The sequence below is a fragment of the Desulfovibrio sp. 6_1_46AFAA genome (assembly GCF_000224635.1).
Classification (GTDB): Bacteria; Desulfobacterota; Desulfovibrionia; order Desulfovibrionales; family Desulfovibrionaceae; genus Desulfovibrio; species Desulfovibrio fairfieldensis.
This window is the reverse complement of sequence record NZ_JH114306.1, coordinates 65,837-78,789: the sequence shown is the minus strand read 5'-3', so window position 1 is coordinate 78,789 and position 12,953 is coordinate 65,837. Positions and strand designations below refer to the sequence as shown.

Annotated in this window: 18 protein-coding genes; all 18 read right to left on the bottom strand. The window is 62.5% G+C overall.

The window, feature by feature from the left end; genetic code table 11:
* Window positions 1–5: 5 nt before the first annotated feature.
* The 18 genes from HMPREF1022_RS18345 to HMPREF1022_RS16105 all read right to left on the bottom strand — a co-directional run bounded on the left by HMPREF1022_RS18345 (window position 6) and on the right by HMPREF1022_RS16105 (window position 12,938).
* Window positions 6–164, bottom strand: coding sequence for a hypothetical protein (locus tag HMPREF1022_RS18345; RefSeq protein ID WP_009303988.1), 159 nt, complete (start codon window positions 162–164; stop codon window positions 6–8).
* Window positions 139–1,857, bottom strand: a complete 1,719-nt coding sequence (locus HMPREF1022_RS16180) for a portal protein (RefSeq protein ID WP_009303987.1) — start codon at window positions 1,855–1,857, stop codon at window positions 139–141. Before HMPREF1022_RS16180 ends, HMPREF1022_RS18345 begins: the two co-directional genes overlap by 26 nt.
* Entirely contained in the window at window positions 1,823–2,077 is a 255-nt protein-coding gene (locus HMPREF1022_RS16175; protein ID WP_009303986.1) for a hypothetical protein, read from the bottom strand. The genes HMPREF1022_RS16180 and HMPREF1022_RS16175 overlap by 35 nt, the downstream gene beginning before the upstream one ends.
* Window positions 2,078–2,107: 30 nt before the next feature.
* Window positions 2,108–2,362 (bottom strand): hypothetical protein, encoded by a 255-nt coding sequence (locus tag HMPREF1022_RS16170; RefSeq protein WP_009303985.1) that lies wholly within the window; start codon window positions 2,360–2,362, stop codon window positions 2,108–2,110.
* The gene (locus HMPREF1022_RS16165; protein ID WP_009303984.1) at window positions 2,329–2,847 is read right to left on the bottom strand and encodes a 4Fe-4S cluster-binding domain-containing protein; all 519 of its coding nucleotides are present in this window, start codon (window positions 2,845–2,847) and stop codon (window positions 2,329–2,331) included. The genes HMPREF1022_RS16170 and HMPREF1022_RS16165 overlap by 34 nt, the downstream gene beginning before the upstream one ends.
* Window positions 2,844–4,853, bottom strand: a complete 2,010-nt coding sequence (gene nrdD / locus HMPREF1022_RS16160) for an anaerobic ribonucleoside-triphosphate reductase (protein ID WP_009303983.1) — start codon at window positions 4,851–4,853, stop codon at window positions 2,844–2,846. The genes HMPREF1022_RS16165 and nrdD overlap by 4 nt, the downstream gene beginning before the upstream one ends.
* Window positions 4,838–5,353 (bottom strand): ATP-binding protein, encoded by a 516-nt coding sequence (locus HMPREF1022_RS16155; protein ID WP_009303982.1) that lies wholly within the window; start codon window positions 5,351–5,353, stop codon window positions 4,838–4,840. The genes nrdD and HMPREF1022_RS16155 overlap by 16 nt, the downstream gene beginning before the upstream one ends.
* The gene (locus HMPREF1022_RS16150; RefSeq protein ID WP_009303981.1) at window positions 5,332–6,123 is read right to left on the bottom strand and encodes a hypothetical protein; all 792 of its coding nucleotides are present in this window, start codon (window positions 6,121–6,123) and stop codon (window positions 5,332–5,334) included. The genes HMPREF1022_RS16155 and HMPREF1022_RS16150 overlap by 22 nt, the downstream gene beginning before the upstream one ends.
* The gene (locus HMPREF1022_RS16145; protein WP_009303980.1) at window positions 6,116–6,322 is read right to left on the bottom strand and encodes a hypothetical protein; all 207 of its coding nucleotides are present in this window, start codon (window positions 6,320–6,322) and stop codon (window positions 6,116–6,118) included. The genes HMPREF1022_RS16150 and HMPREF1022_RS16145 overlap by 8 nt, the downstream gene beginning before the upstream one ends.
* A complete protein-coding gene (locus HMPREF1022_RS16140) occupies window positions 6,315–6,770 on the bottom strand; it encodes a hypothetical protein (protein ID WP_009303979.1) in 456 nt (151 codons plus the stop codon). The genes HMPREF1022_RS16145 and HMPREF1022_RS16140 overlap by 8 nt, the downstream gene beginning before the upstream one ends.
* Window positions 6,709–7,023, bottom strand: a complete 315-nt coding sequence (locus HMPREF1022_RS17740; RefSeq protein ID WP_009303978.1) for a DUF3310 domain-containing protein — start codon at window positions 7,021–7,023, stop codon at window positions 6,709–6,711. The genes HMPREF1022_RS16140 and HMPREF1022_RS17740 overlap by 62 nt, the downstream gene beginning before the upstream one ends.
* Before the next feature lie 302 nt (window positions 7,024–7,325).
* Window positions 7,326–7,481: a hypothetical protein gene (locus tag HMPREF1022_RS18340; protein WP_009303976.1), complete on the bottom strand. Its 156-nt coding sequence runs from the start codon at window positions 7,479–7,481 to the stop codon at window positions 7,326–7,328.
* A 119-nt stretch (window positions 7,482–7,600) separates the two neighbouring features.
* On the bottom strand, window positions 7,601–7,882 hold the full coding sequence (locus HMPREF1022_RS19215; protein WP_442852273.1) for an HNH endonuclease: 282 nt from the start codon (window positions 7,880–7,882) through the stop codon (window positions 7,601–7,603).
* Window positions 7,883–8,060: 178 nt separating this feature from the next.
* Window positions 8,061–9,791, bottom strand: coding sequence for a DNA polymerase (locus HMPREF1022_RS16125; protein WP_009303975.1), 1,731 nt, complete (start codon window positions 9,789–9,791; stop codon window positions 8,061–8,063).
* Window positions 9,778–11,469 (bottom strand): DnaB-like helicase C-terminal domain-containing protein, encoded by a 1,692-nt coding sequence (locus HMPREF1022_RS16120; protein WP_009303974.1) that lies wholly within the window; start codon window positions 11,467–11,469, stop codon window positions 9,778–9,780. The genes HMPREF1022_RS16125 and HMPREF1022_RS16120 overlap by 14 nt, the downstream gene beginning before the upstream one ends.
* Window positions 11,453–11,914, bottom strand: a complete 462-nt coding sequence (locus HMPREF1022_RS16115) for an endonuclease (protein WP_009303973.1) — start codon at window positions 11,912–11,914, stop codon at window positions 11,453–11,455. The genes HMPREF1022_RS16120 and HMPREF1022_RS16115 overlap by 17 nt, the downstream gene beginning before the upstream one ends.
* Window positions 11,915–11,917: 3 nt before the next feature.
* Window positions 11,918–12,622 carry a hypothetical protein gene (locus tag HMPREF1022_RS16110; protein ID WP_009303972.1) on the bottom strand — a complete coding sequence of 235 codons (705 nt, stop codon included), beginning with the start codon at window positions 12,620–12,622 and terminating at the stop codon, window positions 11,918–11,920.
* Window positions 12,615–12,938, bottom strand: a complete 324-nt coding sequence (locus tag HMPREF1022_RS16105; protein WP_009303971.1) for a hypothetical protein — start codon at window positions 12,936–12,938, stop codon at window positions 12,615–12,617. The genes HMPREF1022_RS16110 and HMPREF1022_RS16105 overlap by 8 nt, the downstream gene beginning before the upstream one ends.
* Window positions 12,939–12,953: the final 15 nt, after the last annotated feature.

Here is a 12,953-nt window from a genome sequence, read left to right as displayed (position 1 = left end):
TGTGATTAATGGTCGATGCGGGTCAGTTTGCCGGAAAAGCCGATGGACTGCGGTTCTCCGGCGGTGCTCTTCCTGGGAGTGGGTTCGCCGGGCTTGGAGAGGGTCAGGTTCTTGTCCTGGTGCTCCTGTTGCTGCGTGTCAGCCTTGCTGTTCCTGTCCGCCATTGGCGGCCTCCTTATTGTCGGGTTGGGGTTGCTGTTGGGCGTTCTGGACCATGCCGCCGAACTGGCGCAGGGCTTCCGGCCCCAAGCGCTCCAGCATCTGTTGCTGCTGCGCCTGCTGTTGGGCTTGGGCCTGCTCGGCTTGAAGCGTCTGTTCGTCCTTGATCAGGCCTTCCATGTCGATGCCGATGCTGGTAGCCAGACGCATGACCGCGTTGTGGGGATTGACCATAGCCAGGAAGTTCTCGCCCAGGGTCTGGGCGCAGAATTGCAGGAACTCCACCAGCTTGGCCTTGTCGTTTCCCCGGCCCAGGGCGTCGAAGCCTGTGACCACCGAGGGCCGCACACTGTCGCCGGGCAGGGGCGGCAGGCGTTTTTCCTTGGTCATGCGGGCCATGCGGGAGCGGATAAAGGGCATCTGGAATTCCTGGGAGATGACCGTGTAGACGCCGCCCAGTCCGGTTTCCAGCTCCTGGGCCAGCACGCGGATTTCCTCGGCTGTGACCCGTTCCGCCTGCCGCCGCACGCCGTCCATCATCAGGAAGGCGGTTTTCAGGCGTTGTTCCAGAACCTGAATCTGGGCCGCCACCACCTGAAAGTCCGCGCCCTTCTGGACTTGGAGGAAGGCCACGTCATTGGGGTTGCCTTCCACAAAGTCCCCATTGGCGGCTTCGGCCACGGCTTTGGCCGAGGTGACCCCATTGGGATTGACCAGGCCCACGGCTTTGGCCGACACGGCGCTGCCCTCCACCAGGGATTGGTTCAGGGATTCCAGGCTGGCGAGATCGCCTAGTTGGAGCTCCACGAAGGAACGCCCATAGGCTTCTCCGGCCACGGAATACATGCGCGCCGGAAACCAGGGGCAGGCGTCCACAGGGTAAGAACCCTCCGAGCCGGGCAAGGTGATGCCCCGGCATTCCTGCTTGATTTTCCACAAGCGGTCCTTGCGCCGCAGATGGGTGTAGATGCGGACCTGGCGTTCCCGGTGATCCCGGCGCGCTTCCTCGCCCACGCGGGACCGGCCCTCGGGCGTGGGGCTCTCCCCGCTGTCCGCCGCGCGAATGGCCTCGGCGGTTTTTGGGGGCAGGGCGTCCAGGTCCACCTCTTCCTCGGTGATGATCTCCACGGCATTGCCGGAAGGATCGCGCCGCACCACGAAGCGGGAGAGCGGAAAGAGGCGCAGGCCTTTTTGGGGATCATCGTAGTAGAGCACGTTGCCGCCCACGATGAGATGTTCGTTGCCCTCATAGACCACCGAGCGGTCGCCCTTGTCCTCGATGTCGGCCAGCACGGCCCGCTCCACGCGGGAAAGGGCCTTTTCAATGCGGGTGCGGAATTCCTTGTCCACATCCTCCTGTTCCTTCTCCAGCATGAGGTTGTTCAGCCGCAGCCGGAAGCAGGGCTCGTTGGGCGGGAGCATGGTCAGGAGCAGTTTAGAGGCCAGATTGGTGACGCCGCCCGCGCCCACGCTCTGGTAGAGAGAGGGCAGATCAGCGCCTTTGGCCGCGTCGTCAGGGGGGATCAGCAGGGGGATGGTCAGGGCCGCGCATTGCCGGGCGCGTTGGAGCCAGGGCTCACGCTCTTGGGAGAGCCGTCGATAGCGGGCTTCCGCCGGGCCGTGGGGAGTGTCGTTTGTGTTGTTGTCGTTTCCGGAATCGTCGTCAGCGCGGGATGGATACGCCCTGGCTTCCGCCATTGGCCCCTCCCATGCCGCCGCCCAGGGTCAGGCCGATGCGCAGGGAACTGGTGCCCTTGCGCTGGGCCTGCGCCTGGTTCTGGCGTTTCGTGCCTTCATTGACCACCGGGGCCTCCGCCGTACTCTCCGGCGGCGGGGCCGTGGCCGCCACAGTGGGGGTGGGCGCTTCCGTCACTGAGGGTGAACCGCCGCCCCCGCCGAAAATGCTGCTTCCGCACATAAAACCTCCTTGGTTGCTTGCTTCTTGTGGTTATTGCAGCTGGGCCAGGGGGATGGGGGCATTGTGCCTGCCCCCGTTTGCCTGTCGTTGCTGCTGTTGCAACGCCTGCCGAAGATCACGCACCAGGGCGCGTTTACCGGCGTAAAACCAGATATCCCGGTCGGCACTGTCCATCTCCGGGCAGCGTTCCGGGAAGAGCGTTTCCAGATCGTCCAGCAGCTCCGGGGAAAGGCCGCGCACGGCCAACAGGGTTACAGCGTTCTTGCGGGCGTTATGGTCAGGCATGATTTTTCCTCCACTCTCCAAAGCCGCTGGTTGTCGGTCGCCAGGGTCAGGAACTCCCGCCCGTCGCCGTAGATGTCCACTTCCCTGACGGGCAACTCCCGCCGGTAGGCCCCGGTCTTGATGAAGTCCGCCAGGGACCGGATGGAGCCGGGCACATCGCTCAAAGTCCCCGCGCCGGTCCAGAGCCAGAGTTCCATACCCTTTCCGCCGATGCGCCGCAGGGAATGCAGCAGCTCCACGATCTCGTGCTCCGGCTGGCAGAGCGGGTCGCCGCCCAGAATCCAGAGCCGCCGAAAGAGTTTTTCATCCAGGCCCTGCCGTATTTTCCAGGCGTTCTGAGCCAGCCAGCGCGGCCATTTCAGACCCTTGCCGTAGCCCTGGGCCTCGGGATTGTGGCAGCCGGGGCAGGCCCGCGTGCAGCCGGAGACGTAGATCTCCAGCGCGGCGTGGGCCAGGTTCGGCTCGGAGCCGATGATGTGGATCACGACGCGGCCCCTTTCGGCGCGGCGAACACGCGCTTGGGCCAGTCGTGTTCCCGCCGGGTTTTGTGCCAGCCCTTGACGTTGGTCAGGAAGCCCACCACGCGGGTGAAGGTATCCGTGATTTCCCCGCCGCACTGCGGGCATTCGGCGGGATCGCGGCCCACGCTCATATGGCCGTTTTCACAGCGGTTGATGGCGTAGTTCACCGCGAAGTACACCACCCCGGCGGCGCAGGCGTGGGCGATGAGCGCCCGCATGGTCTTGTCGTCCTCAATGGGATTGCCCACATTCAGGTGCAGGATGGCCCCGCCGGTACAGAACTTGTCCAGGCGGCCTTGTGCCCTGATGCGGTCCAGCATGTCCGTGCCTTCCTCCCAGAGCGGAATGAACTGGTTGGAGTAGAGCTCGTACCCTTCGGGGTTGAGCCCCAGGATGGCGTCCTTGCGGGCCAGCTTCACCGCCGAGGACTCGCCGGGCACCTGTTCCATGTTAAAGGGTTCGCCCAGCAGTTTGGAAAGCATGGAGTTAACGTCATTGATCCGGCGCAGCACATCCGCCGCCAGCTCCAGGCCCTTGTCCGTGCGCATGTCCTGGCCCAGGATTTCCAGAGCCTCATACAGGCCGGTAAAACCACAGGTGCTGTACTGGCGGTCCAGGTCCATAACGCCCAGGCTGTACAACGGCAGAGAGCCGCGCCGGATGCGGTCCTTGATGAACCGGCGCTTGGCGTGGTTGGTGTACCCGGCCAGTTGGGTCGCTGCCCCCACGTTTTCCAGAAAGGCTTCAAAGGCCGCCTCGCGGGAACCGGGGTGGTCCGTGTTGGCCTGTCTGGCCGCGCGGGGCAAGTTGAGGGTGACCACACCCAGGCTGCCGATCTTGGTGGAACCGGAACCGAAGGTGTTGGAGTAGCCCAGGTCCGAGATGCGGGAGCGCAGACGGCAGCAGGAGGACAGGGTGGAGGATTCCCCGCAGTAGATGTTGATGAAGCCGAACGCCTTGTTGGCCTCGGCTATCTTGATCAGGAAAGCCTGGTCCGACAGCTTGCGGCGGCCCTCCTCATCCTGCGTCACGGAGAAGCAGGCCGTGACCACCGGAAACGTCACCGGCGTGCGGGCCAGGGTTTCGTTGAAAGCCTCCAGGAACCAGCTCTGCACCATCTCCACCACATGCACGTTCGGGGCTTTGCCCTGGATGGCATAGGCGGGAAGCAGTTTGTCCAGGAAGGGGCGGTCATAGACCGAGATATTGGTGAAGGGGCTTTGGTTGCCCCGGAATTCCCAATTCAGGGTGTAGATGAAGGAGATCAGCTTTTCCTTCACATAGGTTTTCAGCCGCCGCCATTCCAGATCGCCGTCCCCGAAGGTGTAGTCGTGGTCAAAGACCTTGACCTTGTGGTCCATGCCGGTGAGCTTGATTTGCTCCACATACCATGCGGCCACCAGCAGCATGTCCGCGAAACCGCAGGCCCCCAACGTGGAGTTGGCGGCGTAGACCGTGAACTGCTCCATCTGGCGCAAGAAGGAATCCAGGGACTTGGGCGGGTCGATACGCAGCCGTCCGCCCATTTTCAGGCCCTCCAGGGCCACGTCCAGAGCGGAGTAATTGAAGCAGTAGGGACGGCCTAAATCCCAACTGTCGTTGATGTAGATGTACCCGGCGAGATCGCCTTCAATGGCCGTGTCGGCAAGACGTTCACCCACCTCGGCCTCCAGTTGCTTCCAGAGGTTGTAGAGGCTGTTCAGGCGCAGGGCCGCCTTGGGCAGCTCGTAGTTATAGGTGATGCAGTCCCGCCCGGTGACGTTGGCATTGGGGTCGATGGACACGTCAGCCGTGGCGCTGTTCTCGGAACGGCTTTTGAAGAAGGCCTTGCTCATCAGGTCGATGTTGAGCTGGTCCGGGTGGATGCCGGACAAAGAAAAAAGCTCCGGCGGATATTTCTGCCAGAGCCTTTCCATCAGGGCCTTGAAGCGGGGATCGTATGTGTCGGGAAGGATCAGTTGTTCGGGCATGTTTCGCTCTCTTGATTCTTTTCGGTATAGGAGATGACGCGAAGCGGGGCGCATTCCTCCAGGATGAAAGGCCAGTTGTGCTGGCGGGAGAATTCCTTATGTCCCAGCACCTCGCGGGGAAAGTCCGTGGCAAGGCGGCGTTCCAGGCAGACCGCGAAAGGAGTGTCCATATAAATGAACTGCGGCGTGTAGCCGGATTCTTCGGCCAGCCTGCGCCAACGCCGCAGCACATTCATGTCGAAGCAGGACTCGTCAATGACCAGGTCCAGGCCGCGCGCTATGTGCTGCCGGGCCTGGAGGCAGGCCATGGCATGCACCAGGGATTCCAGGGGGCCGTAGAAACCGTGGCCCAGCGCCCGGCGGATATCGTCCTGACAGACCACCTGGCAGCCTTGGGGCACAAGATGGCGGTCGATCCAGGTGGATTTTCCGGAGCCGGGCAGGCCCAGCATGACGTGCAGCGTGGCCTGGGTGCCGGTCAGGATTTTGGGGGATTCCACAATTTCACCTTCTTTTGTTTGAAGTCATAGTCCACAGATCGGAGAATACGGGCCACGCGGGCCTGGGCCAGGGCGTCGCTTTCGGTGAGCCCGGCCTTTTCGTAAGCCGCCAGGACCACGGCCCAGAGCGTCGTCATGACCGGCCCGGCGTCCTTGAGCAGCTTGCGGGCCGTGGCCGGGCCGATGCCTGGGCAGCCGGGATAGTTGTCCGTGGGGTCGCCGGTCAGGGTCTGGGTGATGAACCAGAGATTGGCCGCTTCCGGGGTAATGCGCAGGATGCCGCCTTCCGGGTGTCCGAGGTCGAAGAAGTTTCCAGGCACGCCACGCAGGTCCTTGTCGATGGAGCAGATCACCTTGCGCCGGTCCGGACGGAACGAGGCCCGCGTGGACAGGATGCCCAGGCAGTCGTCGGCCTCCAGGCCGGGGCGAAGAATGTGCCGGTCCGGATATTCTTCCATGCAGAACTGTTTGAGGCGGGAGAGAATGATGGGCCTGGGTTTGCCTTCACGGTTGGCCTTGTAGCCCGGCCAGACCGCGCGGCGGAAGTTGTTCTTTGTGCTGTCGCTGAAACAGAGCAGGAAATCCGAGGCGTCCACGTGCATGAGCAACGCATACAGCTTGTTCTCAAAGACCTCGAAAGCGTCCGAGAGGCGACAGACCGGGGCCGCCACCTCTCCGTCCAGGCTGATGGTCTTCTCCGCTCCGGCGGCAGCCTGATAGGCCAGCACGTCCGCGTCCACCAGGGCCAATATCGGGCGGCGGTCACGCATCGGCATCTGTGTGGGCGAGGATCAGAGCCATGCAGGCGGCTCGGGCTTCCACAAGGGTCGGGAAGCTCAGCGACCGTTTATGCTCTTCCACCCAGATGCCGAATGTGTTGCGGCGTCGGCGGATGAAGGTGACAATGTTGCCTCGCGGGTCGCGGGGGTCGGTGCTCTGCGGGGTGAGTTCGATAATGTGCCTATGCATGACCATCCGCCTCCGCTGCGAAGTCGATGAGGACGGTTCCGTCCGCCGCGCTCATGCCCAAGGCGCGGCGCTTCCTGTCCAGGGCCGGGAAGTTTTCCAGGTCCGCCAGGGACAGGGCCGAAAGGCGCAGCTCCCCCGCGCCGGGGCACGAGGGCCGGGAGCGGATTTTACGCGCGCCGGAGCCGGTAGCGGCAGCCAGGCGCAACAGCCGCGCCGGGGACCAAGACACCTGGACTTCCGCCTGGGAAACGTGCTCGGCCATGAAGGCCGGGCTGAACACCAGCACCAGATCGCCTTTGACGTTCAGGGCCGCACTGACCGGCGGCATGGCGCGGGACGGACCGGCGCGGCGGATGGGCACGGCGGTGAAACCGTCAGGGCCGTTGTCAGTATCGGGGGAAGGGGCGGGCGTCTTGGAGGTGGAGGTAGCAGCCTTTGCTTTTGCCATGATTTTCATTCTCCATATTGTTAAGGTTGTCGCCCTTGTCGGGTTTGGATTTTTCCCGCTCGATCAGGCGCTCCAGGTAGGTGCGGGCCTTTTCCAGGTCTTGCAGGCCGTCCTTGGCGTCGAAGCGCAGGATGTACTTGATGATGTTGCCCCGCAGGAAATCCAGATTGTTTCGGGCAATGAAGTCCAGGGGTTGGATGTCCCAGCGGGTGTAGTGGGATGGGGAGGTGGGATGTATTTCCCTTTGATTCATTTCCTTACAACCTGTTAGGTTTTGCTTGAAAATTTTTGCAAGTCAGGTATACTCAAAACAAACCCCCAGAAGAGGAGTCAGCATGTGCTGTAGCCCCCGCGAAACTGGGAATGTCCGCTTCATTGAAAGCGAGGTGGGTTTATCGAGATAGTTGTGGAGGTGGGTTATGATGCGCCAATGCTGGCGGGAGTGGCGCGGCACTTTGAAGACCATCAACCTGGTTCTCCAACTGGCAGCAACTATCAAAATTCTACTCAGCTAGGGGTTTGGGGGTGATAAATCAATCTTATCACCCCCTCCCCTTAGTGAGTCTCAGCCCACGTTCGCCCCACCTTATATTCTCCGGTGACCGGGCAGCGCAGGCCCAGCAGGCTTCCCGTCTCCTCAATGGCCCGCACGAACATTTGACCCAGCTCCTCGGCAATCTCAGGATCACTGAGGCATTGGGCCTCATCCATTCTGTATTCCCCCATTACTGGGGGTGTCGGACTATATCTTCACAAGGATGCTACCTTGTGCCTCGTGTTTCGGGTGACTACGGAATCTCACCGCAGGCCCTACGGCTTTCGCCTAGTCTCTACACCTTCCACCCTCTCACCCATCTACAGGCTTGGCTGATGCTGACACCAAAGATAGAAGCTAGCTCTGTCCCGGTGTAATGGTGGCTGCGCCAAAGTTCTTTTGCCTGATGCTTTCGTGCCGCGTAGCGTTCCCGATTGGTTTGAATGACATGCTCCGTTCCTTCCAAACATTCCAAGTGCGTAGGATTGCAGCATGCTCTATTTCCGCAGCTATGATGTACCTCATATCCTTCCGGGACAGGCCCGTGGGTCTGTTCCCAAATATGACGATGATACATGACAAAGGAACCGTTTATACGCTTACGGAAGTAACCATCATGATTAAGGCGATGAGAAACGGGAACAATGCAGCCTGTCTTCTCATCCTTCATCAGAACAAGAGCTTTCTTTGCCATATTGCCCCCTGGTGGCTTGGCTCGGTATTGCCCCATTAGGGTTTCACCGAATTAACGAGGTTTAACGTCCACAATGAAGAGGTTTATGGACGTGCAGTATCTGCTGATACTTCCCTAACCATTCCGGGCGTTCCTCCAGAATTATCTGATGAAATCGGACCGTGGCCGCTTTCATCAGCACGGCCCCGGCGGATTGCAGCAGGGTGTTCAGGGCCGCGTGCTTGGAGCGGACGTGCAGCAGCCGCCCGTCCAGGCCCTTGAGATAGGGGCGCTGGGCAAGGGCCGCCTGTACGGCGTCGGTCAGGCGTTTCAGGGCCGGGATGGCCCACAGGAATTTTGCGCGCAGGGCCGTGCCTCTGCGGGCCTGGGCCGCCGGGGTCGCCAGAGGCGCGACGATGGAGCCCAGCTTGGCGTCGCCCGCGCCGTACATGAAAGCATAGATGAAGGTCTTGGCGTTATCTCTGGTTTCCAGCCCGGCGGCCTTCTGGTTTTCGGTATGGATGTCGCCTTCCAGAATGATCCTGCCGTAGGCCCCGTGGTCGTAGCGGGCCATGTAATGGGCCAGCATGCGCAGCTCCAGGCCCGAGGCGTCCGCGCCCACCATGACCGTGCCTTGCGGCGCGGCGAACAGGGCGCGGCAGTCCTTGCCGTAGGTGCCGTGCGCGGGAATCTGGGCCAGGTTGGGCCTGCTGTGCGTGCAGCGCCCGGTGACGGCCCCGTTGGTGATCACCCGCCCGTGGATGCGTCCCTTTCTGACCAGCTTGAGCCAGCCGTTCGTGCCCTCGGCCAGCATGCCGATGATCTTTGCCAGTTCCAGGTATTCCACCAGGGGCTTGCAGGGCGGGTAGGGCAGGCCCTTGAGCACGTCCTCGTCCACCTGTGGCTGGCCGGTGTCCGTGAATGCGCCGGGCTGCCAGCCGAACTGCTCCCGCAAACGGCGGGCGATCTGTTCCCGGCTGTTGGGGTTGAAGGTTTCAAAATGTTCCCGGATGACCGGAACGCCCTTCACATAGCCCCGCGTCTTATTGTTGACCTTGGGGATGAAGGTTTCCTCATGCCGGACGGGCGGAAAGGCCGCCTGCAAGACGGCATTCAGTTCTTCCCGTCTGGCGGCCAGATCGCCGTACAGCCCCACGGCGGCCCCCTCGTCAAAGGGTGCGCCCGCCTGTTCCTGTTGGAAGATGACCTTCTGGAACTCGTGCTCCAGGGCCAGCGCCCGCAGGCTGTAATTCCGCGACAGAATATGCTTCCAGAGGGCGTACAGCGCTTCCACGTCCTGTTCGCAGTACCGCTGCATTGCCGGAGTCCAGGCTTCCCAGGCGTTGTCCTGTTTGCCGTACTCGCCCTTGAGCGCGCCCAGCCGATGACCCCAGGCTTCCAGGGAATGGGAGCCGCAGAGCTTGGCCGGAAAACGGTTGGATTTCTTGCGCAGGCGTTTGAAGTCCAGTTCCTTGAGGTTGGTCCAGATCAACCTGGATGCCGTCAGGGTGTCGAAGAGTGGCGGCAGCGGCGCGTCCGGATGGAGTTTGGTAATGGCCGGAATGTCGAAGCACAGGCCGTTGTGCGCAACCAGCAGGGGAGCGGCGGCCAGCAGGCCCAGGCCTTCGCTGATCCGGCCCGGCCCGAAGGAGTAGCGCTTGCCGTCCGGCAGGGACAGGGCGCAGATGCAGTGAATGACGGAGCAGTCTTCCAGCAGTCCGTTGGTTTCAATGTCGAAGAGCAGGACCGGCAGGCCGGGATCGTGGAGGTTGGGGGGCACCGAAGGGCTGGCGAATGGGTCAGAAGTCTTCACGTTGTCCCTCCGTTTTTTCCTTTTCCGGACGCTCTTTCCCAAAGCCGTACTCCCCGCCGTCTCCAGCCAGCAGACGCCCGGTTTCCGGAACGTAACGCACGTACCCGGCTTCGCCGCAGTCCCCGATGGGACGGTTTTTGAGCACCCGCACCAGGGCCGCGTTGGGGTCATCGCCCTGCTGATCGCGCTCCAGGGAGATCACCGCATCGCTCATCTGCTCCAGGCCGCCGGAGCCGCGCATATCCGTGAGCGACACCTGTCGCCCTTCATTGTAGGATTTGCCCTTGTCCGGGCGTTTGAGGTGGACCACGGCCAGAAGCATGACGTTGGTTTCCTCGACCAATTGCCGGAGTTTGGTCATCAGCTTGTCGATGACCTTGCGTTCCGACTCGCCCGCGCTTTCGTCCAGGCCGGACACCACGATACTGATATGATCCAGGACCAGGACTTTGCAGCCCAGGCCCACAGCCATGTAGCGGATTTTCGCCAGCAGGGTGTCGATGTCCGAGCTGCCGAAGTGGTCATAGATCCACCAATCCTTGCCCATCACCGCCTCAAAGGCGGACTTGAGGTCGGCTTCCGGCACGGCGGCATGGGCTTCGGGAAGATGCAGGGGTTTGTTCAGGTGAATGCCCAGGTAACGGCGGGCGTTGCGGGCCGGGCTTTCCTCCAGGGCCATGACGCCCAGCGGCAGATGGTGGACCATCTTGAGGTGGTAGGCGATTTCATTGACCAGGGTGGACTTGCCGATGCCGGACCCCGCCGTGAAGAGGTAGAGTTCGCGGAGCCGCAGGCCGCGCAGCTTGGCGTTGAGCCCCGGATAGGGAATGTCGTAGCCGGGCTGCGGCGGCTTGAGCAGATCATCCCAGAGGTCCGCGCCGCTGCGGATGCCGTCAGGCCGGTAGGGCACGGCACCCCAGAGAGAATCCAGGAGTTCCTTGCCCTTGCCAGCCAGCAAGCAGGCGTTGGCATCCTTGTCCGGCAGTCTGGCGATCTTGCATTTGCCGGGGCTGAACAGCAGGGCGCATTCCCTGGCGGCGGCCTGGCCGGGCTCGTCCATGTCAAAAGCCAGCACCACCTCGTCAAAGCCTTCCAGCCATTCCAGGGCGCGGCGGATGAACTTGACCGCCGACTGCGCCCCGTTAGGCAGGGAGACCACCGGCCACTTGTTGCCCTGGAGTTGGGAAACGGACATGCAGTCGATTTCCCCTTCCGTGACCACCACCCGGCGGCCTGAATTACGCCAGACGTTCCAGCCGAACAGGCCCACAGCCTCGGTATCGCCCAGCCATTTGAAATCCTTGCCTTCCAGGCGGAGATGCTGGGCGCACAAGCGGCCTTCCTTGTCGTACAGGGGAGCCACATGGCAGGGTTTGCCCCTGTGGTTGCCGATGCCGTAACCGAAATGGGCGCATGTTTCCGCAGTGAGGCCCCGGACTTTCAGGGCTTTGATGCTGGTCTCCAGGGGCGTGAAGGGCTTGGCGCTCATACGCCGTGCCCGCGATGGGGATGCATGGGCTTCGCCTCCTTCCGTTTTTTCATAGTGCCCGCAGGCGTGGCAGTAGCCGTGCCCGTCCGAGTAGCGGGCCAGGTTGTCCCCATCCAGGTCCAGGCCCCGCTCCCGGCAGGCCGGGCAGGGCTCATGCCGGAGGAAAACGCTCTCACCGGCGGGGAGCATGGATGGCCTCGAATGCCTTGCGGCTGCGGGCCGAAGGCTTGTGACTGAGCCAGTCCTCCGGCACAGCCGGGCCTTTGCAGCAGGGGAACCCGTGGGCCGAGGCCCATTGGGCGTAGGTCTGCCCGATCTTGGGGCTGGTTCTGGCCGTGAGGCTCTGGAAGATGAGCCGAATATCCAGATGGGGATACTGCTGTTTGATGAGCAGCAGCTTGTCCCGGTCCTCTTTGGGAAAGCGGCCCTTGGCCTCCAGCACGATGCACTGCGCGGGCAGCAGCCAGTCCGGCTTGTACACGGCGGTCAGATGCAGATCATATTGGATGCGGACGGGTTCGTAGAGAGCGCCGTGCGGGTCAAGGGCCGCCCCTACCTCGGCCTCGAAGCCGGAGCGGTAGCCCGTGGCCTTGCGCACGGCGTTCCACCGGGCGTATTGGGCGTAGCGGTTCATGGCCTAAAAGGGCACGTCGCCGTCATCGTCGTCGGCGCTGTCCTCGGAAGGCGTGGCCTGGGCCGCCTCGTCGCCCTTCACGTCCGCCGCATTGAAGCCGCCATCCACATCTTCTTCCCCAAAGCCATAGTCCGAGGCCGAACGCCCGCCGAACAGGTTCAGTTTGATGATCTGCACGGCGTCCAGGTACAGGGAAAGGCCGCCCGCGCCCTGGCCCTCCACAAAGTAGGGGGCACAGGTGAAGGCCACGCGCACCAGGGAGCCGTTGCCCGGTTCCTCCTTAAGCAGCACGGGCTGCATCATGGAGTCGAACAGCGGCACCTTGCGCTGCATTTTCGTGCCGTCGCGCTTTTCATAGAAGGCCGAGGTCTTGAAGCGAAAGAGAATGCGGCCCGTGGGCTGATCGTCCTTGTCGTATTCCTCGACGCCGAGCTCATTGAAGGTCATGTTGCCCAGCTTCTTGCGGGTGGCGGGCTTGAGTTCCCGGAATTTGTCCTCGGCTATGTTGCGGGCCATATCGATTTCCTCGGCCAGCATGCCCCGCAGTTTGTCGGCTGCGGCGGATTCCAGGGCCAGGGTGAGCTTGTAGCCGCCCTTGGGGTTGGGGTACTGCTCGGTGCCGTAATCCACGTTCACCACAGACGCGAACAGGGCCTCGCCCTTGGGGGAGGTGTAGCGGTTGCGTTTGGGCTTATCGTTTTTAGCCATGAAAGACCTCATTATGGATGTAGTCGCTGACAGCCGCGAACTCGGGGCGGCGTCCGTCAGCGTGGTTCATGCAGTTGCGGGCCATGCCGAAGAGCTCGTCAGGCCGGATGCCCGACGCTTCGGCCAGGAGCAGGGCGGCGCAGGCCGCGCCCAGGATTTGCGCGCCCCGGTGCGGGATGGACTGCGCCGCGTCGGCCACGCTCATGGCCGCTTGGGCGCATTGCCGCAGGGGGGCGTTGCCGGTCAGGTCGCGCAGGGCGGAAGTTGAGGGCGGACAGCGGATGGCCTGGGGGTGACGGGGAAATGTTTCGGACACGAGTATTCTCCTTGT

Excerpts from the sequence above, each read along its gene's own strand:
- HMPREF1022_RS18345 (WP_009303988.1), bottom strand. The coding sequence starts at position 164 with ATGGCGGACAGGAACAGCAAGGCTGACACGCAGCAACAGGAGCACCAG.
- HMPREF1022_RS16180 (WP_009303987.1), bottom strand. The coding sequence starts at position 1,857 with ATGGCGGAAGCCAGGGCGTATCCATCCCGCGCTGACGACGATTCCGGA.
- HMPREF1022_RS16175 (WP_009303986.1), bottom strand. The coding sequence starts at position 2,077 with ATGTGCGGAAGCAGCATTTTCGGCGGGGGCGGCGGTTCACCCTCAGTG.
- HMPREF1022_RS16170 (WP_009303985.1), bottom strand. The coding sequence starts at position 2,362 with ATGCCTGACCATAACGCCCGCAAGAACGCTGTAACCCTGTTGGCCGTG.
- nrdD (WP_009303983.1), bottom strand. The coding sequence starts at position 4,853 with ATGCCCGAACAACTGATCCTTCCCGACACATACGATCCCCGCTTCAAG.
- HMPREF1022_RS16150 (WP_009303981.1), bottom strand. The coding sequence starts at position 6,123 with ATGCGTGACCGCCGCCCGATATTGGCCCTGGTGGACGCGGACGTGCTG.
- HMPREF1022_RS16145 (WP_009303980.1), bottom strand. The coding sequence starts at position 6,322 with ATGCATAGGCACATTATCGAACTCACCCCGCAGAGCACCGACCCCCGC.
- HMPREF1022_RS16140 (WP_009303979.1), bottom strand. The coding sequence starts at position 6,770 with ATGGCAAAAGCAAAGGCTGCTACCTCCACCTCCAAGACGCCCGCCCCT.
- HMPREF1022_RS17740 (WP_009303978.1), bottom strand. The coding sequence starts at position 7,023 with ATGAATCAAAGGGAAATACATCCCACCTCCCCATCCCACTACACCCGC.
- HMPREF1022_RS18340 (WP_009303976.1), bottom strand. The coding sequence starts at position 7,481 with ATGGATGAGGCCCAATGCCTCAGTGATCCTGAGATTGCCGAGGAGCTG.
- HMPREF1022_RS19215 (WP_442852273.1), bottom strand. The coding sequence starts at position 7,882 with ATGTATCATCGTCATATTTGGGAACAGACCCACGGGCCTGTCCCGGAA.
- HMPREF1022_RS16120 (WP_009303974.1), bottom strand. The coding sequence starts at position 11,469 with ATGCTCCCCGCCGGTGAGAGCGTTTTCCTCCGGCATGAGCCCTGCCCG.
- HMPREF1022_RS16115 (WP_009303973.1), bottom strand. The coding sequence starts at position 11,914 with ATGAACCGCTACGCCCAATACGCCCGGTGGAACGCCGTGCGCAAGGCC.
- HMPREF1022_RS16110 (WP_009303972.1), bottom strand. The coding sequence starts at position 12,622 with ATGGCTAAAAACGATAAGCCCAAACGCAACCGCTACACCTCCCCCAAG.